The following is a 25,856-nucleotide window of genomic DNA, read 5'->3' on the forward strand; positions in this document are numbered from 1 at the left end:
CAACGGTCGCCGGTGGGGCGTTGCTCGTTTTCGTCCCCCGGATAGCGCGGGGTGCTGGATGTACCCCGCGGATAAGGCAAACCGGGTAGCATCGTGGGAATGAACCTGGCTCCGCTCACATCTCCCGTCGTCCTCGATTACCTGCGCAAATGGCCAGCGACCAACGTCTCGGCGGCGCTCATGCAGGGAGATCAGGCCGCCACCTTCGGCGACATCGACCACGTCTTTGAGCTAAAGAGCGTCACCAAGCTGCTGAGCGCCTACGCCTTCCTCGTCGCCGTCGAGGAGGGGGTGTTCGCCCTCGACACCGTCGTGGCCGGCGCCGCGACCGTCGAGCAGCTCCTCGCGCACGCGGGCGGCGTGGGCTTCGCCGAGGGCGATCCCGTTCGCCCGCCGCTTGAGCGCCGCGTCTACTCCTCCTACGGCTTCGAGCTGCTGGCCAAGGCTGTCGAGGAGGAGGCCGAGATGAGCTTTTCCGAGTACGCAAACGAGGCGGTTTTTGCCCCGCTCGGAATGAACGATACGGTCATCTACGGCTCGGCGGGTCACGGCTCTCGTTCGAGCGTCCGCGATCTCGTCGCCTTCGCGGGCGAGGTTCTGCGCCCGCGGCTTGTGAGCGAGCAGACCGTCGCCGAAGCCTTCCTGGTTCGCTACTCGGAGCTGAAGGGCATTGTGCCCGGCTACGGCCCGTACAACCCCTGCCCGTGGGGCCTCGGGTTCGAGATCAAGGGGGACAAGCGCAACCACTGGACCGGCGACTCCATGCCCGCCGACACCGCCGGACACTTCGGCGTGGCCGGGACCTACCTGTGGGTCCACCGTCCCACCGGCCGCGCGATGGTGGCGCTCGGCGATCACGACTTCGGATCCTGGGCGAAGCCGTATTGGACGCAGCTCAACGACGCGGCGTGGGGGTCGATGTCCTAGCATTCGCTTGTCGACGCCTACGGCGGTCCGCCTTTTTCTTAGGGTGGGCTAAGTGGGCTAGACTAGAGTGATGCTTCAACAAGAGGATCGGGGCGGGCGCGTAGCGTCGACAAGCGAAAAGAAACCGCAGGTAGCGGAGATGATTCCGGGGCCGCGCGTGCGGGAATCGCTGCTGCCGGACCCCACCGACCAGCGGTGGCTCCTCAAATCCTTGCTGGCGCAGCGGCCCTGGTCGCTGCTCGCGAGCTTCTCGATGGCGGCGGGGTTCATCTGCTGGGGGCTCATCCCGGTCGTGGTGGGCCACGCCATCGACGACGCCGTCGCCTCGGGGGATCTCGCGGGGCTGTGGCGCTACGTGGGGCTGCTTGCCATCGTCTACTCGTGCAGCGCGGCGTTTCAATACCTCGCGCGCTTCTTCCTCATGCGCTCAGAGCTGCTCGTCGGCCACGACCTGCGCATGGCCGTCACCGACCGGATCCAGGACCCAAGCGAGCTCGCCGGGCGCAAGCGCACCCCGGGCGAGCTGCTGTCCATCGCGAGCGCCGACACGAGGAAGGTCTCCGAGGCCGTCATGATGACGGTGTTCCCGGTGGCCGAGATGTGTTCGATCCTCTACGTCGCGGCGATGATGACCGCTACCGTCTGGTGGCTGGGGCTCTTCGTGCTCTGCGCCGCGCCGATCATCGCCACGGTAGCCGTGTACGCGGCGCGCCCGCTGCAGACCCGCTCGCTCGCGCGGCAGAAGGCGGTGGCGGCCGCGGCAGCGATGGCCACCGACGTGGTGCAGGGCCTGAGGATCCTCAAGGGGCTGGGCGCGATCGAGTCGGTCACCGGCCGCTACCACGGGCTCTCCCGCGAGGCGCTCGACGCGACCGTTTCCGCCAACGCGGCGCAGGCCCGGCTCAACGCGATCACCGAGATCGTGGGCAGCCTGTTTACCATCGCGGTGGGGATCCTGTCCGGCTGGCTCGCGCTCGCAGGCCGGATCAGCATCGGCGACCTCATCACGCTCATCGGCCTCATGCAGTTCGTCATCACGCCTATGACCATGTTCGGGCGCAACCTCGCCTCCCGCTGGGCCTCGGCCGCGGCCAGCTCCCTGCGCGTGCGCGAGGTGCTCAACGCCGCAGCAGCGCGCACCACGGACGCCGCCCCGGCGCGCACCCGCGACGCCTTCGCCGCGTTCGCTCCCGGGCTGCACGTGGTGAGCGGTCTCGACGCGCACCAAAAGGAGCAGGTCCACGAGGCGCTCGGCGGCCTCGACCGGGGGACGCTGCTCGTGGTCCCGCACCTCTCCGAGCTCTTCAGCGGAACGGTATCCGACAACGTCGGCGGTCCAGCGGAGCAGGTGGCGCACGCGCTGACCGTCGCCAGCGCCACCGACATCCCCGGAGGCCCCACGCGCGAGGTGGGCGAGGAGGGCAACCACCTCTCCGGCGGCCAGCGCCAGCGCGTCGCACTGGCCCGGGCGATCGCGAGCGACCCGGAGCTGCTCGTCCTCGACGACCCGACCACCGCCGTGGACTCGGTGACCGAGTCGCACATCGTGGACAACTTCGTCGTGGACCGGAAGGAGAAGGTGAGCGTGGTGCTCAGCGAGTCCCCGGCGTGGAAGTCCCGCGCCGATAGGGTGTGGGAGGCGCCGGAGTTCCTGCGCATTCTAGACGACGGGGCGACCGGTGAGGAGGCGTCGCGATGACCGCGACGATTGCCAACCCGCGCCAGGAGGCGCTCACCTTCCCGCTGGCCACGGCCGCGCAGATCGGGCGCGAGCTGCGCACCGTGCTCGCTGGCATCCCCCGGGCGCGCTTTCTGGGCGCTCTGTCCATCGTCATGCTCGGCGTCGGCGCGTGGTGCTCGGTGTCCATCCCAAAGCAGCTGGGGCTCATCGTGGACTCGGTGCGCGGGGCAGAAGGGGCAAGCCCCGTGGCGGTGTTCGCGCCCATCCTCGCCCAGCTCCTGCTGTTGGCCAGCGCCAGTGCCCTGCTGGGGGCGGGTGGTTTTTACCTGGTCTCCCGCGTGGTCGAGCAATTCATCGCGGCGCTGCGCGAGAAGATGGTCAACACCACGCTCAGGCTTCCGACCTACCGCATCGAGGACGCGGGAACCGGCGACCTCATCAGCCGCTCCACCGACGACGTGGCCGAGCTGTCCGCGGCGGTCACCGACACCATCCCCATGCTCACCGGTGCGGCGTTCAGCGTGGCGGCCACCGCCTTCGCGATCCTCACCCTGGACATCCACTTCCTCGTCATCCCGCTGGTGGTCCTTCCCCTGTACTACCTGGCCGCCCGGCAGTACCTGCACACGGCGCCCCCGCGCTACGCCAAGGAACGCGCGGCGATGGGACAGCGCGCCCGACGGGTGCTCGAGGCCGTGCGCGGCTACGACACCGTGCGCGCCTACCGCATGGAAAGCCAGATGCATGACCGCATCGGCGAGTCCTCGTGGCAGGTCGTCGTGTGGGGCATGCGGGCGCGCATGACCATGCTCACCCTCAACCTGTGGACCACTCTCGCCGAGTTCCTGCTGCTCACCATGACCCTGGGGATGGGCTTCTACCTCGTGCGTGGCGGGCACCTGACGGTGGGTGAGGCCACGGGTGCTGCGCTCATGATGATCCGCGTTCGCGGGCCGATCAACATGCTCATGCGCGTGCTCGACACGGTGCAGTCAGGCTGGGCCTCGCTGGCGCGCATCGTCGGCGTGAGCTCGGCCAAGCTGGACTCCCAGGAGCCAGCGGAGGTCGGCGAGGTGCGCGGGGAGGTCGACTTCGACCACGTTAGCTTCGGCTATACCGAGCAGCTCGCGGTGGAGGACTTCTCCCTGCACCTAGACCCGGGGGACACCGTCGCGATCGTCGGCACCTCCGGCGCGGGAAAGAGCACGGTCGCCGCGCTCCTCGCCGGGCTGCGGGTTCCTACCGTCGGAACGGTCACCATCGATGGGGCGGGCGTCGACAAGCTTAACGACGCGCAACGACGCCGCCGCATCGCCATGGTCAGCCAAGAAGTGCACGTGTTTTCCGGTGCGCTGCGCGACGACCTTTCCTTGGCGCTGCCAGGTGCCAGTGACCAACAGCTTTCCGCGGCGCTCGAGGAGGTCGGCGCGGGCGAGTGGCTCGCCGCGTTGTCCGAAGGCCTAGACACGATCGTTGGCGCTCAGGGCATGGCGCTGTCCCCGGTCGAGTCCCAGCAGCTGGCGCTCGCGCGCATGGTGCTGCTCGACCCCGCGGTGATCATCATGGACGAGGCGACGGCGGAGGCGGGATCCACCGGTGCCGCGGTCCTCGAGGAGTCCGCGATGGAGCTCGCCCGCGGGCGCACCGCCCTCATCGTCGCCCACCGCCTGGACCAGGCGGAGGCGGCCGATCGGGTCGTGGTGATGGGTGACGGCCGGATCCTCGAGCAAGGAACGCACGAGGAGCTGCTGGAAAGCGGCGGCAGCTACTGCCAGCTGTGGCAGGCGTGGCGCCGCGGACGCGAGAGCTAGGGACGCCTAAGCCTAGGCGGCTGGGCTAGCCTTGACCAGCAAGAACGCGTCCAGCCTGTAGGGGAGCCCAACCTGCGCGCGCGGGTCGAGCTGCAGGTGATCGTAGAGGTACCAGTCGAGGTTGGCCGTCACCCTCGCGCGGGTTTTCTCATTGGAACGCAACCAGTAGCTGCGCGTGTGGGTGAGGTCGTGGAGCTGCTGTGGGTAAAGCCGCTGCTCCCAGCGGGTGCGCAGGGTCTTCTCGATGCGCCACTGCGGCCCCAGGTTGGGAACGAAGCCCTCCTTGAGAGTGTCGCCCGAGTGCATGATCCGGCTGAGCCGATGCACCCAGGGGACAAGCACGTCGAAGGTGTTCCACACCAGCAGCACCCGGGCGTCGGGAGTGGTGACCCGGGCCAGCTCCCGGCTCGCGGCCTCGTGGTCGAGCCAGTGCCAGGTCTGCGCGCAGGTCACCGCGTCGAAGGCGCCGCCGGTAAACGGCAGCGACTCGGCCCGAGCGCGAACGCACGCCACGCCGGGCAACCCCGCGGAAAACTCACGCAGCATGTTCTGGCTGGGATCGAGCCCCACGACCCTTTGGCCCCGGCCGAGCAGGTCGGCGGTCAGCTTGCCCGTCCCGCACCCCACGTCGAGCGCGGAGTCGAAGGGACCGAGCAGGTCCAGCGCTGCGGGAAGGTAGCCCGGGCGGGCGTCCTCGTAATCGCGGGCGCCGCTGCGAAAGGCCTCCGCGCCAGCGTCCCGGTGCTCCGCGGAGTGGAAGGCGGGGGCGTCCTTCTTGGACACCGGCGGGACCCCCGGCACCGCGGGTGCGTGGGGGCTCCCGCCGGCGGCGGCCGCGGGGGAGAAGGAAGCGTCGGTGTGGGTATGCATCGGTTGAATATTCTAGGGCCAGGCCAGCGAAAATCCCCATTGCCCCCGAAATCGGTAGGCTATCCCCTCACAAACCGGGCGCAACGTAATCGAGTAGCGGGAATATTCGCCTGAATACCCCGGGGGTGGCGAGGTGGTGGGTTATGCTTAGCCGGGTAAACGGTTGCCCACCATAAGTGGCCGTTTGCTTTTTCTCGGCACCGACATCCTGCGTGCCGAGTCCAAAACTATAAGGGAAATCCGAGCGTGCTCGTTGCGCGAGTACTTTTATCGCCTTTGTGTCGAAATATTGCGAGTGCTGAGCCGCACGTTTTTCCAGTTCCCGTGTCGTTGAGCATCCCTCGCAGCATCCCCGGGCGCGTGGCTTTCGCCACGAGTAGTGGGGCGGCTGCAGCTCGCACCACTTGATCGAGAATCTCCGGTCAATCCACGTCGACGAGATAAGAAGTACCTATTATGTTCGGTTCCCGCACCAAGACCAAGATCGCGGCCGCCATCGCCGCCACTTGCGCCCTTACCCTGACCGCCTGCTCCTCGAGCGATTCCTCCAGCTCGTCCAGCGCAAGCGGTGACACCTACAAGATCGGCATCAACCAGCTGGTCCAGCACCCGGCCCTTGACTCCGCCACCGCGGGCTTCAAGAAGGCCTTCGAGGACGCCGGCATCAATGCTGACTTCGAAGAGCAGAACGCCAACGGCGAGCAGGCCACCGCGCTGACCATCGCTCAGAACTTCGCCACCGAGAACCTCGACCTGGTGCTCGCCGTGGCCACCCCTGCCGCTCAGGCCACCGCCCAGAACATCACCGACAAGCCGGTCCTGTTCACCGCCGTCACCGACCCGGTCACTGCCGAGCTGGTCAAGAGCAACGACGCCCCCGGCGGCAACGTCACCGGCACCTCCGACGTGGCACCGATCAAGGACCAGCTGGAGCTTCTGAAGAAGCTGGTTCCGGACACCAAGAAGATCGGCATCGTCTACGCCTCCGGCGAGGTCAACTCCCAGGTCCAGGTCGATCAGGTCAAGTCCGAGGCCCAGCCGATGGGCATCGAGGTCGCCACCCAGACCGTCTCCTCTGTTAACGAGATCCAGCAGGCGGTCGAGGCGCTCGGCGACGTCGACGCCATCTACGTGCCCACCGACAACATGGTCGTCTCCGGCATCTCCTCGCTGGTGCAGGTCGCAGAGCAGAAGAAGATCCCGGTCGTGGCCGCTGAGGCCGGCACCGTCGAGGGCGGCGCGGTTGCCACCCTGGGCATCGACTACGAGAAGCTCGGCGAGCAGACCGGCAAGATGGCCATCGACATCCTGAAGAACGGCAAGAACCCGGCCGAGATGCCGGTGGAGACCGCCACCGACTTCACCTACGTCATCAACGAGGACGCCGCCAAGGCGCAGGGTGTCACCATTCCTCAGGACATTTTGGATAAGGCTGAGCGAGTATGATCGGAGCGCTTGAAGTAGGCCTTCTGTATGGCGTGATGGCCATCGGCGTCTACCTCACCTTCCGCGTTCTTAACTTCGCCGATCTGACGGTCGACGGTAGCTTCACCACGGGTGCGGCGACGGCGGCGGTGGGGCTCACCCACGGGTGGAACCCCATCGTGGCCACGCTCGCGGGTTTCGGCGCTGGCTTCGTTGCTGGCGCCGTCACCGGCGTGCTGCACACCAAGGGAAAGATCGACGGTCTGTTGTCGGGTATTCTCACGATGATCGCCCTCTGGTCTATCAACCTGCGCATCATGGGCGGCGCCAACGTGCCGCTGCTGCGCACCAAGACCCTGTTCACCCCGCTCAAGGACGCCAAGCTCTTGGGCACCTGGGGATCGGTCGGAATCCTGCTCGTCTGCGTCGTCCTCCTCGGCGCGATCGTGGTGTGGTTCCTCAACACCGACCTCGGCCTGTCGTTGCGCGCAACCGGCGACAACGGCCCCATGATCACGTCTTTCGGCGTGTCCACCGACTTCACCAAGAACCTCACGCTGGCGCTGTCCAACGGCTTCGTCGGCATGTGCGGCGCGTTGATCGCCCAGTACCAGGGCTTCGCGGACGTCTCGATGGGCATCGGCCTCATCCTCATCGGCCTGGCCTCGGTCATCATGGGTCAGGCGATCCTCGGCCAGCGCTACCTCTGGACGGCCGTCCTCGCGGTCATCCTAGGCGCGGTGTTGTACCGCATCATCATCTTCGTCGCGCTAAAGGTGGGCCTCGACCCGAACGACATGCGCGCGGTCACAGCCGTGCTGGTCATCATCGCGCTCCTCCTGCCAAGGTGGCGGAAGTACTTCGTCAAGGCTCCCAAGCCTCTCGCACAGGGAAAGGCGGCATAGGCCATGCTGAAGATCGAAAACATCTCCAAGACCTTCTTCCCAGGCACGATTAACGAGCGCGTGGCGCTCAACGGGCTAAGCCTCAACCTCAACGAGGGCGACTTCGTCACCGTCATCGGCTCCAACGGCGCGGGCAAGTCCACGCTGCTCAACGCCGTGGCGGGCAAGCTCATCGTCGACGAGGGGCTCATCGAGATCGACGGCACGAAGGTGAACAAGCTCCGTGAGCACAAGCGCGCCCGCTACGTGGGCCGCGTGTTCCAGGATCCGCTCGCGGGCACCGCCCCGAACCTGACGATCGAGGAGAACCTCTCGCTCGCGCTGCTGCGCGGCAAGCGCCGCGGCCTGGGCCGGGGGCTCAACGCCAAGCGCCGCGAGGATTTCAAGGAGCAGCTCGCGACCCTCGAGCTGGGCCTGGAAGATCGGCTCACGGCGAAGGTGGGCCTGCTCTCCGGCGGCCAGCGCCAGGCGCTCAGCCTGCTCATGGCCGGCTTCACCCAGCCGAAGATCATGCTCCTCGACGAACACACCGCCGCGCTGGATCCGTCCCGCGCCGAGCTGGTCACCCAGCTCACCGAGCGCATCGTCGCCGAGGGCGGGCTCACCACGCTGATGGTCACCCACAACATGGAGCAGGCCATCCGCCTCGGTAACCGCCTCATCATGATGCACGAGGGCAAGATCGTCTACGAGGCCGACGAGGCCACCAAGAGCAAGCTCACCGTGCGTGACCTGCTCCAAGAGTTCGTCAACATCAAGGGCGCTACCTTGTCCGACAAGGCGTTCCTCGGCTAGTTCACGGCCCCACGCACCGTGCGCGTCGCTTGTCGACGCCTACGGTGCGTTTCTTTATGCCCTGCGCAGAACCTTGTCCATGGCCTTGCCCTTCGCCAGCTCGTCGACAAGCTTGTCGAGACACCGGATGGTGTGCATAAGCGGGTCCTCGACCTCTTGGACCTTGACCCCGCAGACGCTGCCCGTGATGAGCAAGCGCTCCTCGTTAAGCCGCGGCGCACGTTCGAAGAACTCTTCGACGCTGCGCTCGTCCCCAATGGCCTGTTCGAGGCCCGCCTGATCGTAGCCGGTCAGCCACCTGATGACTTGGTCGACCTCCTCATGGGTGCGCGCCTTGCGCTCCGCCTTGGCCACGTAGGCCGGGTAGAGGCTGGCAAAGGTGGAGTCGAAGAGACGTTGCTGATTCTGTGCTGCGCGAGCAGATATGACCATGTTTCGATCCTAGCCAGAGGTGTCAAAGGAGTGGCTAAAACGGCCGTCACCTTGGGATTGGCTAAATCTAGTTCCACTGTTGTAATCTGTAACGGCTGATACAGCAATAGCAGCGGCGGACTATGGCGCAGTTTGGTAGCGCACTTGACTGGGGGTCAAGGGGTCGCAGGTTCAAATCCTGTTAGTCCGACAAACAACCCGCCTCCGCGCACCTTGTGGTGCGTACGGAGGCGGGTTTCGTCGTGAGCCCACCCCGCCGTAGGCGTCGACAAGCTAGCTAATTGGTACCGGAGACGATGCTGACGAAGTTGCGGGCGATGATGCGGCCGCCAGCGCGCACCTTTTCGTCGACGCGGGTCATGTGGGCAGCCATCGCCGCGCCGTCGCCGCCGTCGCCAGCGGTCCACTTGCCCATGGTGGCAGGGCTGACCTCAGGGTGGAACTGGACGCTCACGGCGGAGCCGATGCGGAAGGCTTGGTTGGGGCAGGCCTTCGAGGTCGCGAGCAGGGTCGCATCCTCGGGGAGGACCTCCACGACGTCGTGGTGGGACTCGGCTGCGAGGAAGGTCTCGTCCAGCCCGGTGAACAGGGGGTCGGCCGCGCCCGCCGCGGTGAGGGTGACGTCGTAGGCGCCCTCTTCGCCCTGCGCGGGGTGACCGAGGGCCACAGTGCCGCCGGAGGCGTGGCCGAGGATCTGGTGGCCCAGGCAGATGCCCAGCACGGGGACCTCGCGGTCGACGGCCGCGCGCAGCAGCCGATAGACGTCCTCGAGGAAGGGAGACTCGGATACCGTCACGGCGTCCTTGCGCCCGCCGAGGACGATGATGCCGGCGCCGCAGTCGTCGAGGGCCGGGACGGGCTGGTGCTCAAGCGGGATGACGCGGTAGTCTTGGCCCTCCTCGGCGATCCAGTCGGAGAATCGGTCGAGAGGGACGGTGACGTCGGGCTGCAAAACGGTAATCATGAGGCCAGATGCTACCGCACCCGGCCTCAAAAAACTATCAATTGATAGAAAATTAAAGGATCCCGTCGACGTAGTACCACCGCTTATTTTCGCGCCGAAACGTCGAGCGCTCGTGCTGGCGGCCGCGTCGACGCGCCGCAGGCTCGGCGGGGTTGTCAGGGTCCGGGTATGTGTACAGCGCCGTAAACTCCACCACGCCGTGGTCGTCGAAAAGCGAGCCCGCGACGACGTCGTTGATGATGAGCCTGGACCACTCGATGTCCTCGTCGAGGTCAAGCGAGGCCGGGCGCGTCGTGGGGTGCCACGTGTTGAGCAGGTAGCCCGCGGCGCCGGTGGCGAACGCCGAGTAGCGCGAGCGCATGAGCTGCTCGGCCGTCGAAGCCGCCTTGTCGCAGCTCAACAGGGGGCCGCAGCAGGCGCCGAAGGGCATACTACTGCAGCACGGGCAGGGATCGGAGGGAGTGGGAGCGTGCACGTCGGTTGCTTTCTCGCTAGGGGAGCGGCCGGGTTCCTAGGCGCGCGTGACGCACTCGATGACGGTGTTGCCGGAAAGCATCGCCTCGACCTCGCCGTTCTTGGCCGCCAGCAAGAGCTCGCGGCGGTCGTCGTCGCTCAGCTCGCCCACGAGGGTGACCTCGCGGCGGAAGCGCACGTGGCTGCCTGTGCCCACGGTGCGCGAGACCGTCACCTTCACATCCTCCAGCGGAATCCGGGATTCCTTCGCGGCCTCGCGGATTGCCTGGCTTGTCGACGCGGCCAAGGCGGAGGCGACCAAGGAGGTCGGGCTGAAGCCGAGGTTACGCCCGCCCGCATTCTTCTCGCGGTCGGTGGAAAGGGTCCGGGTGCCGGTGGAGACGACGTCCGTGAACTTGCCGGCCTTCGTGGACTGGGCGATGGCCACGCCCTCCGGGATCACGTCGGCGTCCTCGTCGATGTTCTCCGGGACGATGTGCTGCTGCGCCCACGTGTAGATGAGCTTGGCGGCCTCCTGCGCCGCACCCTGGGTGGTCACCAGGTGGTCGACCTTGTGGAGGCTGACCAGTGACTTGGGGTAGCGGGTGAGGCGGAAGATGTTGACGGCGTTCTCGATCCCCACGGTCTGGTCGGTGGGCGAGTGCAGGATGAGCAGCGGCCGACGCAGCTTGGGCAGGTAGCCCTGCACGTCGGTCTCCGCGAGGTCCTCGAGATACTCCCGCGACATGACGATGTCGCGACCGCCCAAGGTGAGGGTGACCGCGCCCTCCTCGTCGACCTCGCCGATGCGGTCCGCGAAGTGCATGACGGCGTGGGCCGGGTCGAAGGGTGCGCCGATGGTGGCCACCGCCTTGAGGTTCTTCAGCTCGATCGCGGCCTTGAGGGAGGCGGCGCCGCCGAGGGAGTGCCCGATGAGCAGCTGCGGGGCGGAGTAGTTCTCCTTGAGCCAGTTGTTGGCCGCGACAATGTCCTGGACGTTCTCGCTGAAGCAGGTGTCGGCGAAGTTGCCCTCGGACTGCCCAAGCCCCGGGAAGTCGAAGCGCAGGCAGGCGATCCCCATCGCGGCCAGCTGCTTGGAGGTGCGCGCTGCGGCCGGGGTGAAGCGGGAACCGGTAAAGCAGTGGGCGAAGAGGGCGAATGCCTGGGGTGCCGTGTCGGGCATGTCGATGGTTCCCGCCATGAGGTAACCCTTGCTGGACGGGACGGAGACGCTGATGGAATGCACGGTTGGCTGGTACTCGCTTTCTTGGAACACTGGAGGGCCTCGGGGTGGGAGGCTCGGCGTTTGTCGTGCGGGGCGGCGGTTCGTGGACCGCCGACCCGGCGCGTGATCAGACCCCAGCTTAAGCGAGTAATCCTCCTCCGCGCACGCCCCGAGGCTGTCATTTTCCTTAATCGACCCGGGGTGGTGCAGCCTAGCTCACGCGGGGCAGCGCGGTGGGGCGCGGGTTTCATTTCTCGCGCGGGGTGCTTCTGGAGCGCAGTCACTCCGGCGTGGGCATCGAGTGTGGATAATGGAGGGATAGATACGCTTTTACGAAACGCGCTGACCGTGGGTACCCGCGGGTCGCGGTGGACCGGGAGCAAGAGCTTCGGGATCTGCTCGACCCGCCGCCTCCCCTCGATGCCCCGCGGTCGCGCACGAAAGGGATGACACTGTGGCCGGACTGAACTGGTTCTGGAGCGCTATGGGCGGCAAATCTGGTCGCAAACAGAAAAAGAGCCGCGCCATTGTGGAACAGGCCGAGCAGATAGCCCTCGACATCGAGTTCAGCAGCCACGAGGAGCTCGCCGCGTGGGCTCGACAGCTGACCAAGGGGGGCAAGCTGAGCGATTCCTCGGAGTTCCTTGCCATCTTGGGCGTTGCCTCCGAGCGCACGCTCGGGCTCAAGCCCTTCCCGGTGCAGTCCCAGGCCGTTCTGCGCCTGCTTGAAGGCGACGTGATCCAGATGGCCACCGGCGAGGGCAAGACCCTCGTGGGAGCCATGGCGGCAACAGGCTTCGCGCTCATGGGCAAGAACGTCCACCTCATCACGGTCAACGACTACCTGGCCTCCCGCGATGCGGAATGGATGGGTCCGCTGGTGGGCTTCTTCGGGCTGTCGGCAGCGGCAATCACGGAGTCCATGAACCGCGAGGATCGACGCGAGGCCTACAAGGCGGACGTCGTCTACGGCTCCGTCAACGAGATCGGCTTCGACGTGCTCCGCGACCAGCTCATCACCAGCTGGGATGACGCGGTGCAGCACGGGGCCGACGTCGCGCTCGTCGACGAGGCGGACTCAGTGCTCGTCGACGAGGCGCTGGTTCCGCTGGTTCTCGCGGGAAACGAACCGGGCCGGGCACCGAGTGGCCGCATCACGGAGATCGTGCGCAGGCTCAAGGAGGGGCGCGACTACTCGGTCGACGATGACCGACGCAACGTCTTCCTTAACGAGCGCGGCGCCAGGATCGTGGAGAAGGCGCTCGGCATCGACAGCCTCTACTCCGACGAGCACGTGGGCACCACGCTCGTGCAGGTCAACCTGGCGCTCCACGCCCAGGCGCTGCTTGTCCGAGATATCCACTACATCGTCCGCGACGGCAAGGTGGCGCTCATCGACGCCTCCAAGGGGCGCGTGGCCGATCTCCAGCGCTGGCCGGACGGCGTCCAGGCCGCGGTGGAGGCCAAGGAGGGGCTGGCCGTCACGGAGGGCGGGCGCATCCTCGACACCATCACCCTCCAGGCGCTCATGGGACGCTACCCGCTGGTCTGCGGCATGACCGGCACCGCTGTGGAGGCCACCGACCAGCTTCGCCAGTTCTACGACCTCCGCGTCTCGGTCATCGAGCGCAACCAGGAGCTCCAGCGCTTCGACGAGGCGGACCGCGTCTACGCGACGATGGAGGAAAAGTTCGCCGCCATCGTCAAGGAGATCGCCGCGATCCACGCCACCGGCCAGCCGGTGCTGGTGGGAACCCAGGACGTGGCCGAATCGGAGCAGCTGGCGGCCGCGCTGCGGGAGCTCGACATCGAGGTCAACGTGCTCAACGCAAAGAACGACGCGGAGGAGGCGACGATCATCGCCGAGGCGGGCGACATCGGAAGGGTGACCGTGTCCACGCAGATGGCTGGCCGCGGCACCGACATCAAGCTCGGCGGTGCCGATGAGAAGGACCACGACGCGGTGGTTGATCTCGGAGGACTCGCGGTGATCGGCACGGCTCGCCACCGCACCGCCCGCCTTGACAACCAGCTGCGCGGCCGCGCGGGCCGCCAGGGCGATCCCGGGCTCAGCGTGTTCTTCGTCAGTCTCGAGGACGACATGGTTGCCGTTGGCGGCGCGGGGGAGGAGGTCACCGCCCGCCCCGAGCCCGACGGCCGCATCGACTCCAAGCGCATCAACGACTGGATCGAACACTGCCAGCGCGTCACCGAAGGCCAGCTGCTGGAGATCCACGCGCAGACCTGGAAGTACAACAAGCTCCTCGCGGACCAGCGCGAGATCATCGACGAGCGCCGCAAGAATCTGCTGGACACCGATCAGGCCTGGCAGGAGCTCTCCGAGCGAAGCCCGAAGCGCGCCGTCGAGCTGGAGGCGGCGGTCGACCACGACGTCCTCGTGCAGGCCGCCCGCGAGATCATGCTCTACCACCTCGACTTCGGATGGAGCGAGCACTTGGCCCTTATGGACGACGTGCGCGAGTCGATCCACCTTCGTGCGATCGCGCGCGAGACCCCGATTGACGAGTATCACCGCATCGCCGTGCGCGAGTTCAAGGACCTCGCCCAGCGAGCGGTCGATGAGGCGGTGGGGACGTTCGATAGCGTGCTTATCGACGCCGAGGGTGCCCACCTCGAGGACAGCGGCCTCGCCCGTCCGTCCGCCACGTGGACCTACATGGTCAGCGATAACCCGCTGTCCGGAGCGGGAAATTCCTTGATCAAGGGCATCGGAGCCATCTTCAAGTAGGGGCCGTGGGCGGGGCCTAGCGGGCCGTTGGCGAGGGGATTTCGGTCAATGTATTGATTTTTCTTCGCTAACTTTGCCTAGGCCACGCGTGTTGGAGGGGGTAATTTCCCTAAATGGAGTAGCGTAGGGCACGCGAGTTCAAGGGACACGCTAAGATGAAAGCATTAAATCGGGTTTCCGCAAGCTGTGTGGCCAATCGCACTGTTTGCACGAGCTTTGTTTGGACGTAATCGTCGTGGGAGGCGCGCGTAGCGCGCTGCGTGGCTAGCCCACAGCCCACAGTTCGACTGGGAGGTTGAATATGAGTGACAACACCGGAGCACCGGACGTACAGGTTGAGACCACGTCAGTTTTTCGCGCTGACCTGCTCAAGGAGATGGAAAACGGTGCCGCTGCTTCGCCAGCGTCCGGCAGCGATGTCACCCCGCCGGCAGGTGCCGGAATGCTTATTGTGAAGCGCGGACCGAACGCGGGCGCCCGCTTCCTGCTCGACCGTCCCACCACCACGGCGGGCCGTCACCCCGATAGCGATATCTTCTTGGACGACGTCACGGTTTCGCGCCGCCACGCGGAGTTCCGCCTTGAGAACGGTTCCTTCACCGTGGTGGACGTCGGAAGCCTCAACGGCACCTATGTCAACCGCGAGCCGCGCAACTCGGAGACCCTGTCCACGGGTGATGAGATCCAGATCGGCAAGTTCCGCCTCGTGTTCCTGGCTGGCCCGGCAGCCTAGTTACGTACCTACTTAGGCCCGCCTGAGGGAGTGTCGAAATGACCTCCCGCAGGCGGGTTATTTTTGTCAAAATCAAGGGCCGATCCTAGAAATAGGGGCGTTACGGGTGATTTTCCTCGTTACGTGTGTGACTAGTGTAACCTTGAGTTCTAGTTCCACCATTCGAGCTATCAATCGGGAAACTTTCGTCAACCATGAGTGCTTTACCTTCACGCGCCCCGCGCAACGCGAACGCCGTCTCCGGCAAGGCAGCTGCGCCTGCACATCCGGCCAAACCGGCGAAGGCCGCGAACACGGTGAAGGAAGCGAAGGCCGTAAAGGCTGTGAAGACGATGTCCATTGGGGTCGTGCTGGAGAAGCTTCATGTCGAGTTCCCCGAGGTCACCGTCTCCAAGATCCGCTTCCTCGAGGCCGAGGGTCTGATCACCCCGCAGCGCACCTCCTCCGGATACCGCCGATTCACCCAGGCGGACGTCGACCGGCTGCACTTCATCCTGAAGACCCAGCGCGATGACTACCTCCCGCTGAAGGTCATCCGCGAGCAGCTCGACGCCATGGATTCGGGCGCGGTCACCCCGCTTCGCCGTGGCGATGCCGCCACGCTGGTGTCCCCGGAGGCCTTCAAGGCCCCGGTGGCCACGAGGCTCACCGATTCCGACGTTGCCGAGCAGTCCGGGGTGGACCAGAAGCTTGTCGCCACCCTGATTTCCTCCGGCGTGATCGTCCCCGATTCCTCCGGGTTCTTCACCAACGACGACGTTGCGATCGTGAGCGCGGCCGAGAAGCTTTCCGCCTTCGGGTTCGACGCCCGCCACCTGCGCCAGTTGCGCAACACCGCCTCGCGCCAGGCCGACCTCATCGAGCGCGCCGCAATTCCGACCGCCCGATCCGGCAAGAACGGCCGGGAGCTCGCCGATGAGATGACCCAGGAGATGATGGCGCTTGTGGTGTCCATGCACGCTAACATGGTCAAATCCGTGCTGAGGCAGGGGCGCAATTAGCCCCGTCCTCTTCTATGATGAGGCGGATGCCAGCGTGAGGTCTTTGGGCTGGCGTCCGCTCGTTCGTTTTATCGTCACCACAGTCAGGAGCACATCGTGTCCTTCGTCGAGATTGAATACCTCAACATTCACTTTCTTCCGCCGGAGAACGAGCCCTGCGCGATCTTTCGGTGGCGCGAGAGGAACCGCTACCTTCCCGTGTGGATGAGCGTCGACGACGCACTACTCATCGAGGCGCGCGAGGCGGATGCCGCCCCGCGCCGCCCGCTCACCCACGACGTACTCGTCGAGACCCTCACCAGGTTGACGAGCGGGGTCTCCGAGATTCGCATCGTGAGCTACTACGAGGGTGTCTTCATCGCCAGCATCGTGCTCAACGACGGAGAAGAGCTGGACGTGCGCACCAGCGACGCCCTCGCCGTCGCCCGTATCATGGGCCTGCCCATCCTGGCCGACGAGGAGGTACTTGCGCAGGCGAGCATCTTCATCGCCGACGGGGACGTCGAGGGCTATCTCGGATTCCCGCCGCTTTCCGAAGCCGAGGCTCCGGCCGAGCGACGCGATACCCAGGCGGACGCAGACTTCGAGCAGCTCATGGCGAACATGGGTGTGAGCGAGGAAGACCTCCTGTCGGCCGATTGGGACGACCTCGACGACGGATTCGACACCGAGGACGGCCCCGACAGCTCCGAGCGATAATCAGATCAAGATCTCGTGCCATGAGCTTGCGGCCCCGCGTTTCTTCCGGCGCGGGGCCTTCCGCGCGTCTAGAATATCACTCGGTTCGCGCCATGACCTGCGCTGACTCCTCGCGCACCGCGGTTTTCAAACCTGTGAAACTAGGTGTTTAAGTCGCTCACCGTGGCTGAAGATGTCAGAAGCGACAGGTGTTTTACATGTGACAGAAGTGGCTCATGGTGCCAACTGGGGGAAAAGAGTCTAAACTTCAAGTGGAGGTTTAAGTTTCGGGCGTGTCGCATGTTATCTGCTTGACGTTGTTCTAACCTTGACGAAGAATAAAAGAACGTCAGTGTTCTTTAGGCGAGAAACCAGAGATCGCAGGAGAAAACTCATGCCAGAACGCCCAGTGCAGGAATCCCTCTTCGACATCGGACCCGATGAAGAGGTTGGCTACCGCGTGCCCATCGCGTGCCAGGTCGCGGGCATCACCTACCGCCAGCTCGACTACTGGGCGCGCACCAAGCTTGTCGAGCCGAGCATCCGCATGGCCCGCGGCTCCGGATCCCAGCGCCTGTACTCCTTCAAGGACATCCTGGTGCTGAAGATCGTCAAGCGCCTGCTGGACACCGGCATCTCGCTCCAGAACATCCGCCTGGCCGTGGACAAGCTCCGCGATCGCGGTGTGGACGACCTCGCCCAGATCACGTTGGTCTCCGATGGCACCACCGTCTACGAGTGCCGCTCCAACGAAGAGGTGATCGACCTCCTCGGCGGCGGTCAGGGCGTGTTCGGCATTGCCGTCCCGGGCATCGTCCGCGAGCTCAGCGGCACGATCTCCTCCTTCCCCTCCGAGCGTATCGACGCCTTCGGCTCCGAGCCTTCGGAAAAGGTCGTCTCCGTGGACGAGCTGGCCGCTCGCCGCAAGCGCAAGACCTCCTAGGAAACAAAGAACGAGCCCCGGGCTTCCTCTCTGGTGGAAGCCCGGGGCTATTTGTGTGCGCAACACAGTCGGGAGCGGCCCGCTGGCAAAAGACAAGGGTTCCGGCGGACACGATTCGTGCCGGCCGGAACCCTTCCGCGAGTCTGCCTCGCTTAAACGCCGCTTGCGTTGGCGATTGCGGTGGTCAGCTGCGCCGAGTCGGTGGCGTGCGTGACGGTGCCTCCCAGCTCGGTGGCCGCGATTGACAGCGACTCGTCGAGGTCATTCTGGCCAACAGCAATCACGTCAAGGGTGATATTGCCCGCGCTCCTGGCGGCGTCGATGGCCGCCTGGAGGTCGTAGGAATCCTCGGTACCGGAGACGATGAGAACCACGCGCAGAGGCTCGCCGTTGTTGGCCGCGGCCTTGAGCGCGGCAGACACCGCCGAGCGGGACTGAGGCACCCCGCCGGTGCCGAAGTGGAGCACGTCCTCGGCGGCGTTACGGCCGTTGGACGTGTCGTTGAAGCCGACGTTGGTGCGCCACCCCTGGTTGACGCGCTCCGAGATGGGGGAGGAGTAGTTCCACAGGTAGACCTGCTTGCCAGCGTCGCCGATCTTGAGCGCCGCATCGTGGATGTCGGACGCGGCCGCGGCGTACCAAGAGTGGTCGTCGAGCTCGGCGCCCATGACGTTGGAGGTATCGAGGAGGAACAGAGTGTCCTCGACGTTTGCCTTCGGGGCGGCGGTCTCGGTGCTCGAGGCGGAGGTGTTGGCGGTGACCTGGGCGAGAGCCTCGAAGGCCGCGACGCTGACCGAGGACGTCAGCGCGTTGGAGTCCGAGGAGGCGGACCTCGCCGCGAAGTCGGAGGCGGCGTCTGCCACCTCTTCGCTCACCTGGTCGTTGCCGCTGAGCGCCACCGCGCGCAGCGGGATCAGCACGTCGGAGCCGTCCTTTTGAGCCTTCACAAAAGTGTAGCCCTCGGGGAGCTGGTTTTCTGCCACGGCGATGTTGTCCTTGCCCTCGGCGACCACGTCGCTGACCTTGGCGTACGCGGAGGCGGTGACGGTAGTCGCCACGGAGGTGGCGTCAGCGCCCTTGGCGGTGGCCACAAAGGCGCTCACCATGGCGTTGCCTTTGCTGGCGTAGGTGATGGCCGCGTCGCTATCCCAGGTGTAGCCGGACTTCGTGGCCACGCCGACGGCCTCCGATCCCACGACGGGCCAGTCGGCGGTGGATGGCGTGCGATTGGCTACCTGGAGCGTGTCCACGGTTTCCTTGTCCGAGGAACCGCTGAGGTAGACGCCCGCGGAGTCGAGCGAACCGGAGGCGGTGGCGGTGACGCACTTTCCGCCTAGGACGCTCTTTGACTCGTTGTACTTGTCGACGAGCTGCTGGATGAGCTGGGGGGTGTCGCCTGCGACGGGGAGGGTGAGCTCGCCGGCGGTGCAGGAGGTGTCCTGTGCGTTGTTCGTCGACGCGGCGTGCCGCGACATGAGCCACCACGCGAAAAGCGCGGCGACGACCACGATGGCTAGGACCATCACGATGAAGGAACCCGCGACCCGGTTGTTTCTTGCGCCCGTGGAGTGACGTGCCACTATTCTTTCAAGCCTTTCTTTCCTCGGCGGGCAGCTGAAGTGCCCTTAAGCTTAAGCAGGCCTGCCGAACGGAACCGGTGGTGGACCAGGCGTAGGCGTCTCCGGCTGCGTGTCCGTGTCACTTCCTACCGCGGCAAACTGCCACTCAGTCTAGCCTGCCCAGCGCCTGGTTCAGGGCCGCGACAAGCCGGTGTCGGAGAACCTCTCCTCGATTTGCCAGTTCCCTCTGCCTCGCGACGTACTCGGCCTTGCCCTCCGGCGTCTCGATGGGCACGACCCCAAATCCGTAACCGCGGCAGTCATACGGGCTGGCCTCCATGTCGAGGATCCGGGCGTCGCGCGCGAGCTCGAAGGTGTCCAGCCACAGCTCGCCGGGAACGATGGGGCCGAGCTTCGCCGCCCACTTGTAGAGGTCCATCGTCGCGTGCAAGCAGCCACGCTGCTCATAAGCCGGCTGGCTCTCGCGGGTGAGCACCCGGAGATTGAGCGGACGGGCGGACGGAGTGAAAAACCGAAAGGCGTCGAAATGCGTGCAGCGGATGCTGTTGTCCTCGACGACCTGGTTAGTTCCCTCCGCACCCAGCCGGAGGGGGAGGTCGTGGCGCGGGTGGTTGGTGCGGTAGACCATCGCCCACTCGTGCAGGCCGAAGCAGTCGAAGTGCGCCGGGTTGGTCATGGTACGGGAGAGGAGATCGAGGATGAAAGCCCAGGACGATCCCCTGACTTGACGCAAGCCCGCCACGTCGACCGTTACTCCCTCGGCACGGTGCGTATAACCCTTCCACTCGGAATGCGGCGGCTTACCCTCTAGCGCCACACCCACGCCCGGGTGCCAACGGTGCAGGTGGGAGACGCGGACGGGGTAGTACTCGAAGAGGAAGTCATAGACCGGGTGCTTCGTTCCCGCGCGGCGCCTGGCCATGTGCTTGCGCGTGAACCCCTCGGCCCGCTTGTCGTGCGCCCGCATCTGCTCGCGCCACTCGGCCTCGGACAAGACCGTGAGGACGTCGGGGCGGGTCCTAGCCATTTCTTCCTCTCTACTCATCAAACGGGATTACTTGCCGGCCTCGTGGGTCCAATCGGAGAAGGTGCCCACGTATTCCTCGATGAGGTCTTCCAGGGTGATCACGCCGAGCAGCTCGCCGCGGTCGCGGACCTGCGCCATGTGCGCGGACTTGCGGTGCATGGCGTGCAGGGCCTCCTCCAGGGTGCCCGAGGCGTCGACGATGGACAGCGGACGGATCTCGGAGCGGTGAATGAGCTGGTCCGGGGCGTCCGTTTCGAATCGGTCGAGGACGTCCTTGACGTGGATGTAGCCGACGTAGGAGCCGTCCTTGCCGATCACCGGGAAGCGGGAGAATCCGGTCTCGGCCACGGCGGCCTCTACCTCGCTGAGCTTCGGCCCTCGCTGGCCGAAATCTAGGGTGCGCACCTTGTCCGTGGGGATGAGGACCTCGGTGAGCGAGCGGGACTCGGAGCGCAGCGCCTTGCGGAGGCGGGCGGTCTCTTCAGCGTCGAGAAGCCCCTCGGAGCTGGACTCGGAGATCATGCTTGCGAGTTGAGACTGGTCGACGGTGCTGTCCAGCTCGTCCTTTTGCTCGATGCCGAATGCCTTGAGGGTGATGCGGGCGATGCCGTTGAGCATGACCACGATCGGGCGGGAGATGCGCATTAACGCGATGAGCACCGGGCTTAGCCAGATGGCCAACGTCTCGGGGCCGGTCAGAGCGATGTTCTTGGGCACCATCTCACCGAACAGGATGTGAAGGAAGGTGATCAGCGCGAGCGCGATGACAAACGAGACCGGGTGCAGCAGGTGCTCCGGTAGTCCGAGCGCGTCGAAGGGCTCGGAGATGAAGTGCGCGATGGCGGGCTCGGCGACCTTACCCAGGATGAGCGAGCAGATCGTGATGCCCAGCTGGCAGGTGGCCAGCAGGATCGAGAGGTGCTCGGTGGCGTACAGGACGCGGGTGGCGCCCCGGCGCCCCTGGGCGATGAGGTTTTCGATACGGTCCTTGCGCGAGGAGATGAGCGCGAACTCGGAGGCGACGAAGAACGCGTTGGCCAAAAGCAGGCCAGCGATCATCGCGATGGTGGTGAAGATCGACATTAGTTCGCGGCCTCCCGGGCAGACTTTTCGAACGCGGCGGCTTCCTCGTCGCTGATCGGCGAGAGGATGACGGTGTCCACGCGGCGGTCCTCCATGACCGTGACCTTTGCCATCCAGCGCCCGTCGTAGCCGGACTCAAACTCGGCCCTAAACGGGTTGTCGCTCTGCGGGAGGATCAGCTCATCGCCGGGGGCGGGGATCCGGCCAAGCTTCGCCATGACTAGGCCGCCCAAGGTTTCGTAGGGGCCCTCGGGAGCGATGTAGCCGACCTTCTCGGACAGCTCGTCCATGCGGACCAGGCCGGACACGGACCAGCTGGTGCCGAAGCGCTGGAAGTCGCGCTCCGCCTCGGCGTCGTCGTGCTCGTCGTAGACCTCGCCAAGGATCTCCTCGACGACGTCCTCGATGGTGATGAGCCCCGCGGTGCCGCCGTACTCGTCGGCCACGAGGATGACCTGGGAGCCGGCGGAGCGAACCGCGTTGAGCACCGAATCGCCGTCGAGGGACTCCGGCACGACCGGAATGGGACGGGCGAGATCTCGCAGGAGCACCGACCCGCGCTGGGAGGCCTCCACCGCGAACGCGTCCTTGTAGTGGACCACGCCGATGGTGTCGTCGAGGTCGCCCCGGATGACGGGGAAGCGGGAGTGGCCGGTCTCGATGGCGAGCGCGATAAGGTCGAGGACGGTGTCGTCGTCGTGGAGGGTCTCCACCGTCGAGCGCGGGGTCATGAGCTCCTCCGCTGTGACGTCACCGAACTTCAGCGAGCGGTCGAGCACGAGCGCCGTGGTGCGTTCCAAGCCTCCCTGCTCGGCGGAGTTGCGCACGAGCGCGGTGAGCTCCTGGGTCGAGCGCGCAGATGCCAGCTCGTCGGCGGGCTCGATGCCGAGCCTGCAGACGGTCCAGTTGGCGGAGAAATTCAGCATCTTGATAAACCCCTTGAACACCGTGTTGAAGGCGTTGACGGGGCCGACGACAAAGCGGGCGGTGTCCATAGGGTTGGTGATCGCGAGGTTCTTGGGCACCAGCTCGCCGAAGACCATCGACAGCAGCGTGGCGACGAACAGTGCCAGCACGAGCGCGATGGTGGAGGTGGCGGACTCGGGCACGCCTAAAAGCTCCAGCAGCGGGGTGAAGAACTTGTCCAGGATCGGCTCTGCCAGGTAACCGGTGGCCAGCGTGGTCACCGTGATGCCCAGCTGGGCTCCCGAGAGAACGAAAGAGAGGTTTTGGTGGTCGCGCTTGACGGCCTTCGAGCGTTTGTCGCCGCGCTGGGCAACCTCCGCCTCGATGGTCGAGCGCTCGAGACCCGTGAGCGCGAACTCGATGGCCACGAATAGGCCGGTACTCGCCGTCAGCAGCACGAAGCCGATGAGCGAGAGGATGCTGATGAATATGTCCATGTCGGTGTCGCGGCGCCTAGGCCGCTCGTAGACCGTCCTTCTTGTGCTTGTCGACGCCCACCTTCAGGATTGCACCTCGAAAATTGAGGATGGGGCCGGCGAACAGGGGAGTATAAAGGTGCACCTTCCTCATCTTGAACGAAAAGACGAGGTGCGAGGTTCCGCCGCTCCGAAAAGTGGCGAAAATGACTAGCCCCGCTTGCCCGATCCGCGTTCCACGCGCGGGTTGCCGCCCCAGCCCTGACGCTTCTTCGAGGAGCTGCGGCGCCTGCGCTGAGGCGCGCCACCCTCGTGCGGCTGCTGCTTGCCACCCCTAGGGCTCTTGCCCTGGGCACCGCCCGACTTCCGCCCGGCCTCGGATCTGTGGGGCTTCTCCGCCTTGCTGTTGTGAGCCTTTTGCACGTGCTCGCTGAATGCGGGCAACGCCGCACCGGCGAACTTGCGCGCGCCGGTGATCTGGGCTAGCTCGGGGGAGTCCTCGTGGACCTTCACGCGGGTGGCCTCGACCCCGGCCTTTTTCAGAAGCGAGTCGACCTCTTTTACCTGCTCGTCCATGACGAGGGTGACCACGCGTCCCGTGGCCCCGGCGCGCGCGGTGCGGCCTGCGCGGTGAAGGTAGGCCTTGTGCTCGGCGGGCGGGTCGATGTGGACCACGAGGTCGACGTCGTCGATGTCGATGCCGCGGGCCGCGATGTCGGTGGCCACGAGAACGGGCACGGAGCCGTCGGCGAAACCCGCGAGCGCCGTGGTGCGGCTGCCCTGGCCCTTGTCGCCGTGCAGACCCGCGGCGTTGATGCCGATGCGGCGCAGCTTCTTCACCTGGCGGTCGACGCCGTGCTTGGTGCGCATGAACATGATGGTCTTGCCCTCGCGGGCGCCGATGCGCAACACGACCTCGTTGCGGGTGTCGCGGCCGCCGACCAACAGCGCGAAGTGCTCCATCGTGTCCACGGTGGCCTCCACCGGCGCGGTGGAGTGCGTGACCGGGTCGTGCATGAACTCGCGGACGAGCTTGTCCACCTCCTTGTCCAGGGTGGCGGAGAACAGTAGGCGCTGGCCGCCCTCGGGGGTCAGGCGCAGCAGCTTGCGTACCTGGGGCAGGAAGCCCATGTCGGCCATCTGGTCGGCCTCGTCGAGGGCGGTGACCTCGACCTGGTTGAGGAAGAGCTGCTTCTGGTTGACTAGGTCCTGGGCGCGGCCCGGGGTGGCGACAAGCAAGTCGACCGGCGCGGCCAGCTGGCGGATCTGCCGGTTGATGTTGACGCCGCCTACGACCTCGATGACCCGAAGCCCCAGCGCCTGGGCGAAGCCCTGGAGGCGCTCGGAGATCTGGGCGGCCAGCTCGCGGGTGGGGGCGAGCACGAGCCCGCGCGGGTGGGCGGGGCGGGAGGCGCCGGACTGGGACAGACGCGCGAGCATGGGCAGGCCGAAGGTGAAGGTCTTGCCGGAGCCCGTGGGACCGCGGCCGAGCACGTCCTTGCCGGCGAGCGCGTCGGGGATCGCCGCCTCCTGGATGGGGAAGGGGGAGGTGATTCCGTCGTCCGCGAGCTCGCGGACGACTTCGTTAGGGAGGCCGAGGTCGGCGAAGGTGCTCATTGCGTCAATCTTAGCCCACCCAGAAAACAATCCCCAAGATGGCCAAACGGCCCCGCTCCCGATGTGGGGTGCGAGGCCGGAGGCGTCGACAAGCGGAATGCGAAGGGGTTTAGGCCTCGATCTCGGTGCGGTCGCCGGACCAAAGCGTGTGGAAAGTGCCTTCCTTGTCCACGCGCTTGTAGGTGTGGGCGCCGAAGAAGTCGCGCTGACCCTGGATGAGCGCGGCGGGCAGGCGCTCGGCGCGGAGGCTGTCGTAGTAGGACAGCGAGGAGGCGAACACCGGGATCGGCTGGCCGATCTGGGTGGCGGCGATGACCACGCGGCGCCAGGAGTCGACCAGTCCCTCAAGCTCGCCCTTGAAGTACGGGTCGAGCAGCAGGGACTCGACGTCCGGGTTGGTGTCGTAGGCCTCGCGGATGCGGTTCAAGAACTTCGCGCGGATGATGCAGCCGCCGCGCCAGATGGTGGCCAGGTCGCGGGGGTCGACGCCCCAGTTGTACTCGGCGGAGCCGGCCTTGATCTCGTCGAAGCCCTGCGCGTAGGCGACCAGCTTGGAGGCGTAGAGGGCGCGGCGAACGTCCTCGACGAACGTTGCCTTGTCGACGCCAAGGCTCTCCAGCGTGGTGAGCTCGCCGGACGGCAGGTTGCCGACGGTGGCGGCGCGCTGCGCGGAGGCTCCGGACAGGGCGCGGGCGAAGACGGCCTCGCCGATGCCGGTGACCGGGATTCCCAGGTCGAGGGCGGCCTTGACCGTCCAGCGGCCGGTGCCCTTCTGGCCCGCGGCGTCGACGATGACGTCGATGAGCGGCTTGCCGGTCTCCGCATCGACCTGCGAGAGCACCTCGGCGGTGATCTCGATGAGGTAGGAATCGAGGTCGCCCTCGTTCCAGGTCTTGAACGTCTCGGAGATCTCCGCGGGGGTCATGCCGGCGCCGTAGCGCAGCAGCTGGTAGGCCTCGCCGATGACCTGCATGTCGGCGTACTCGATGCCGTTGTGGACCATCTTGACGAAGTGGCCAGCGCCGTCGGGGCCGATGTGGGTCACGCACGGGGTGCCATCGACGTTGGCGGCGATGGACTCGAGCAGCGGGCCGAGGGCCTCCCACGACTTGGCCGGGCCGCCGGGCATGATGGCCGGACCGTTGAGCGCGCCCTCCTCGCCGCCGGAGATGCCAGCGCCCACGAAGTTGAGGCCGCGCTCGGCGATCTCCTTTTCGCGGCGGATGGTGTCTGTGTAGAGGGAGTTGCCACCATCGATGATGATGTCGCCCTCCTCCATGGCGTCGGCGAGCTGGTTAATCACGGCATCGGTCGCGGGGCCAGCCTGCACCATGATGATGGCGCGGCGCGGCTTCTCGAGGGAGGCGACGAACTCTTCGATCGTCTCGGAAGGGATGAAGGTTCCCTCGGAGCCGTGGTTATCCATCAGAGCCTGGGTCTTAGAAAAGGAGCGGTTGTAGACCGCGACGGTGTGGCCCTTGTGCGCGAAGTTGCGCGCGAGGTTCGAACCCATGACGGCGAGGCCAACGACGCCGATCTCTGCCAGCTTGCTGTTTTCAGTCATGGTTCCACATA

Annotated in this window: 22 protein-coding genes and 1 tRNA gene; 12 read left to right on the forward strand and 11 right to left on the reverse strand. The window is 66.0% G+C overall.

From position 1 onward, the window contains the following. Positions 1-99: 99 nt before the first annotated feature. The 3 genes from B843_RS06805 to B843_RS06815 all read left to right on the forward strand — a co-directional run bounded on the left by B843_RS06805 (position 100) and on the right by B843_RS06815 (position 4,419). The gene (locus B843_RS06805) at positions 100-927 is read left to right on the forward strand and encodes a serine hydrolase domain-containing protein (RefSeq protein ID WP_025252762.1); all 828 of its coding nucleotides are present in this window, start codon (positions 100-102) and stop codon (positions 925-927) included. 70 nt (positions 928-997) lie between these two features. Continuing rightward, positions 998-2,626, forward strand: a complete 1,629-nt coding sequence (locus B843_RS06810) for an ABC transporter transmembrane domain-containing protein (protein WP_244877316.1) — start codon at positions 998-1,000, stop codon at positions 2,624-2,626. Beyond that, complete coding sequence (locus tag B843_RS06815) at positions 2,623-4,419, forward strand: ABC transporter ATP-binding protein (protein ID WP_025252764.1); 1,797 nt, start codon at positions 2,623-2,625, stop codon at positions 4,417-4,419. The genes B843_RS06810 and B843_RS06815 overlap by 4 nt, the downstream gene beginning before the upstream one ends. Positions 4,420-4,431: 12 nt before the next feature. On the opposite strand, the gene B843_RS06820 is transcribed toward B843_RS06815, so the two are convergent. Then, positions 4,432-5,289, reverse strand: coding sequence for a class I SAM-dependent methyltransferase (locus tag B843_RS06820; protein ID WP_025252765.1), 858 nt, complete (start codon positions 5,287-5,289; stop codon positions 4,432-4,434). 456 nt (positions 5,290-5,745) lie between these two features. Between B843_RS06820 and B843_RS06825 the strand changes: the two genes are divergently transcribed. Genes B843_RS06825 through B843_RS06835 form a run of 3 tightly spaced genes read left to right on the forward strand, consistent with a single transcriptional unit; the run spans position 5,746 to position 8,414 of the window. Further along, positions 5,746-6,735: an ABC transporter substrate-binding protein gene (locus tag B843_RS06825; protein ID WP_025252766.1), complete on the forward strand. Its 990-nt coding sequence runs from the start codon at positions 5,746-5,748 to the stop codon at positions 6,733-6,735. Further along, positions 6,732-7,619, forward strand: a complete 888-nt coding sequence (locus B843_RS06830; RefSeq protein ID WP_025252767.1) for an ABC transporter permease — start codon at positions 6,732-6,734, stop codon at positions 7,617-7,619. Before B843_RS06825 ends, B843_RS06830 begins: the two co-directional genes overlap by 4 nt. A gap of 3 nt (positions 7,620-7,622) precedes the next feature. Then, positions 7,623-8,414: an ABC transporter ATP-binding protein gene (locus B843_RS06835; RefSeq protein WP_025252768.1), complete on the forward strand. Its 792-nt coding sequence runs from the start codon at positions 7,623-7,625 to the stop codon at positions 8,412-8,414. 54 nt (positions 8,415-8,468) lie between these two features. Here B843_RS06835 and B843_RS06840 read toward each other — a convergent pair whose 3' ends face one another. After that, positions 8,469-8,846 carry a DUF2200 domain-containing protein gene (locus B843_RS06840; protein WP_025252769.1) on the reverse strand — a complete coding sequence of 126 codons (378 nt, stop codon included), beginning with the start codon at positions 8,844-8,846 and terminating at the stop codon, positions 8,469-8,471. A 116-nt stretch (positions 8,847-8,962) separates the two neighbouring features. Between B843_RS06840 and B843_RS06845 the strand changes: the two genes are divergently transcribed. After that, positions 8,963-9,036 (forward strand) — tRNA-Pro (locus B843_RS06845). 87 nt (positions 9,037-9,123) lie between these two features. Here the strand turns inward: B843_RS06845 and B843_RS13255 are convergent. The 3 genes from B843_RS13255 to B843_RS06860 are packed head-to-tail and all read right to left on the reverse strand — an operon-like array spanning position 9,124 to position 11,509. Then, positions 9,124-9,810 (reverse strand): type 1 glutamine amidotransferase, encoded by a 687-nt coding sequence (locus B843_RS13255; RefSeq protein WP_025252770.1) that lies wholly within the window; start codon positions 9,808-9,810, stop codon positions 9,124-9,126. Positions 9,811-9,862: 52 nt separating this feature from the next. Continuing rightward, positions 9,863-10,285, reverse strand: a complete 423-nt coding sequence (locus B843_RS06855; RefSeq protein ID WP_034649825.1) for a YchJ family protein — start codon at positions 10,283-10,285, stop codon at positions 9,863-9,865. A gap of 36 nt (positions 10,286-10,321) precedes the next feature. Then, positions 10,322-11,509 (reverse strand): alpha/beta fold hydrolase, encoded by a 1,188-nt coding sequence (locus B843_RS06860; protein ID WP_025252772.1) that lies wholly within the window; start codon positions 11,507-11,509, stop codon positions 10,322-10,324. A gap of 433 nt (positions 11,510-11,942) precedes the next feature. Between B843_RS06860 and secA2 the strand changes: the two genes are divergently transcribed. From secA2 to B843_RS06885, 5 genes are all read left to right on the forward strand, one after another. Further along, the gene (gene secA2 / locus B843_RS06865; protein WP_025252773.1) at positions 11,943-14,237 is read left to right on the forward strand and encodes an accessory Sec system translocase SecA2; all 2,295 of its coding nucleotides are present in this window, start codon (positions 11,943-11,945) and stop codon (positions 14,235-14,237) included. Positions 14,238-14,538: 301 nt separating this feature from the next. Continuing rightward, positions 14,539-14,970 carry an oxoglutarate dehydrogenase inhibitor Odhl gene (gene odhI, locus B843_RS06870; protein WP_025252774.1) on the forward strand — a complete coding sequence of 144 codons (432 nt, stop codon included), beginning with the start codon at positions 14,539-14,541 and terminating at the stop codon, positions 14,968-14,970. A gap of 194 nt (positions 14,971-15,164) precedes the next feature. Then, on the forward strand, positions 15,165-15,971 hold the full coding sequence (gene ftsR, locus B843_RS06875) for a transcriptional regulator FtsR (RefSeq protein ID WP_025252775.1): 807 nt from the start codon (positions 15,165-15,167) through the stop codon (positions 15,969-15,971). A gap of 96 nt (positions 15,972-16,067) precedes the next feature. Then, positions 16,068-16,670, forward strand: coding sequence for a bifunctional nuclease family protein (locus B843_RS06880; protein WP_025252776.1), 603 nt, complete (start codon positions 16,068-16,070; stop codon positions 16,668-16,670). 373 nt (positions 16,671-17,043) lie between these two features. After that, a complete protein-coding gene (locus B843_RS06885; protein ID WP_034649817.1) occupies positions 17,044-17,592 on the forward strand; it encodes a MerR family transcriptional regulator in 549 nt (182 codons plus the stop codon). A 152-nt stretch (positions 17,593-17,744) separates the two neighbouring features. Here B843_RS06885 and B843_RS06890 read toward each other — a convergent pair whose 3' ends face one another. The 6 genes from B843_RS06890 to gndA all read right to left on the reverse strand — a co-directional run bounded on the left by B843_RS06890 (position 17,745) and on the right by gndA (position 25,845). Further along, positions 17,745-19,172, reverse strand: a complete 1,428-nt coding sequence (locus B843_RS06890) for a vWA domain-containing protein (protein ID WP_025252778.1) — start codon at positions 19,170-19,172, stop codon at positions 17,745-17,747. Positions 19,173-19,317: 145 nt separating this feature from the next. Further along, the gene (locus B843_RS06895; RefSeq protein WP_025252779.1) at positions 19,318-20,199 is read right to left on the reverse strand and encodes a hypothetical protein; all 882 of its coding nucleotides are present in this window, start codon (positions 20,197-20,199) and stop codon (positions 19,318-19,320) included. 27 nt (positions 20,200-20,226) lie between these two features. Next, positions 20,227-21,282: a hemolysin family protein gene (locus tag B843_RS06900; RefSeq protein WP_025252780.1), complete on the reverse strand. Its 1,056-nt coding sequence runs from the start codon at positions 21,280-21,282 to the stop codon at positions 20,227-20,229. After that, positions 21,282-22,685 (reverse strand): hemolysin family protein, encoded by a 1,404-nt coding sequence (locus tag B843_RS06905; RefSeq protein ID WP_025252781.1) that lies wholly within the window; start codon positions 22,683-22,685, stop codon positions 21,282-21,284. Before B843_RS06905 ends, B843_RS06900 begins: the two co-directional genes overlap by 1 nt. Before the next feature lie 189 nt (positions 22,686-22,874). Then, entirely contained in the window at positions 22,875-24,281 is a 1,407-nt protein-coding gene (locus tag B843_RS06910; RefSeq protein WP_025252782.1) for a DEAD/DEAH box helicase, read from the reverse strand. A gap of 109 nt (positions 24,282-24,390) precedes the next feature. Then, the gene (gene gndA, locus B843_RS06915; RefSeq protein WP_025252783.1) at positions 24,391-25,845 is read right to left on the reverse strand and encodes an NADP-dependent phosphogluconate dehydrogenase; all 1,455 of its coding nucleotides are present in this window, start codon (positions 25,843-25,845) and stop codon (positions 24,391-24,393) included. Between the last annotated feature and the right edge of the window lie 11 nt (positions 25,846-25,856).

Source organism: Corynebacterium vitaeruminis DSM 20294 (assembly GCF_000550805.1).
Taxonomy (GTDB): Bacteria; Actinomycetota; Actinomycetes; order Mycobacteriales; family Mycobacteriaceae; genus Corynebacterium; species Corynebacterium vitaeruminis.

Excerpts from the sequence above, each read along its gene's own strand:
- B843_RS06805 (WP_025252762.1), top strand. The coding sequence starts at position 100 with ATGAACCTGGCTCCGCTCACATCTCCCGTCGTCCTCGATTACCTGCGC.
- B843_RS06810 (WP_244877316.1), top strand. The coding sequence starts at position 998 with ATGCTTCAACAAGAGGATCGGGGCGGGCGCGTAGCGTCGACAAGCGAA.
- B843_RS06815 (WP_025252764.1), top strand. The coding sequence starts at position 2,623 with ATGACCGCGACGATTGCCAACCCGCGCCAGGAGGCGCTCACCTTCCCG.
- B843_RS06820 (WP_025252765.1), bottom strand. The coding sequence starts at position 5,289 with ATGCATACCCACACCGACGCTTCCTTCTCCCCCGCGGCCGCCGCCGGC.
- B843_RS06825 (WP_025252766.1), top strand. The coding sequence starts at position 5,746 with ATGTTCGGTTCCCGCACCAAGACCAAGATCGCGGCCGCCATCGCCGCC.
- B843_RS06830 (WP_025252767.1), top strand. The coding sequence starts at position 6,732 with ATGATCGGAGCGCTTGAAGTAGGCCTTCTGTATGGCGTGATGGCCATC.
- B843_RS06835 (WP_025252768.1), top strand. The coding sequence starts at position 7,623 with ATGCTGAAGATCGAAAACATCTCCAAGACCTTCTTCCCAGGCACGATT.
- B843_RS06840 (WP_025252769.1), bottom strand. The coding sequence starts at position 8,846 with ATGGTCATATCTGCTCGCGCAGCACAGAATCAGCAACGTCTCTTCGAC.
- B843_RS13255 (WP_025252770.1), bottom strand. The coding sequence starts at position 9,810 with ATGATTACCGTTTTGCAGCCCGACGTCACCGTCCCTCTCGACCGATTC.
- odhI (WP_025252774.1), top strand. The coding sequence starts at position 14,539 with ATGAGTGACAACACCGGAGCACCGGACGTACAGGTTGAGACCACGTCA.
- ftsR (WP_025252775.1), top strand. The coding sequence starts at position 15,165 with ATGAGTGCTTTACCTTCACGCGCCCCGCGCAACGCGAACGCCGTCTCC.
- B843_RS06885 (WP_034649817.1), top strand. The coding sequence starts at position 17,044 with ATGCCAGAACGCCCAGTGCAGGAATCCCTCTTCGACATCGGACCCGAT.
- B843_RS06895 (WP_025252779.1), bottom strand. The coding sequence starts at position 20,199 with ATGGCTAGGACCCGCCCCGACGTCCTCACGGTCTTGTCCGAGGCCGAG.
- B843_RS06900 (WP_025252780.1), bottom strand. The coding sequence starts at position 21,282 with ATGTCGATCTTCACCACCATCGCGATGATCGCTGGCCTGCTTTTGGCC.
- B843_RS06905 (WP_025252781.1), bottom strand. The coding sequence starts at position 22,685 with ATGGACATATTCATCAGCATCCTCTCGCTCATCGGCTTCGTGCTGCTG.
- B843_RS06910 (WP_025252782.1), bottom strand. The coding sequence starts at position 24,281 with ATGAGCACCTTCGCCGACCTCGGCCTCCCTAACGAAGTCGTCCGCGAG.
- gndA (WP_025252783.1), bottom strand. The coding sequence starts at position 25,845 with ATGACTGAAAACAGCAAGCTGGCAGAGATCGGCGTCGTTGGCCTCGCC.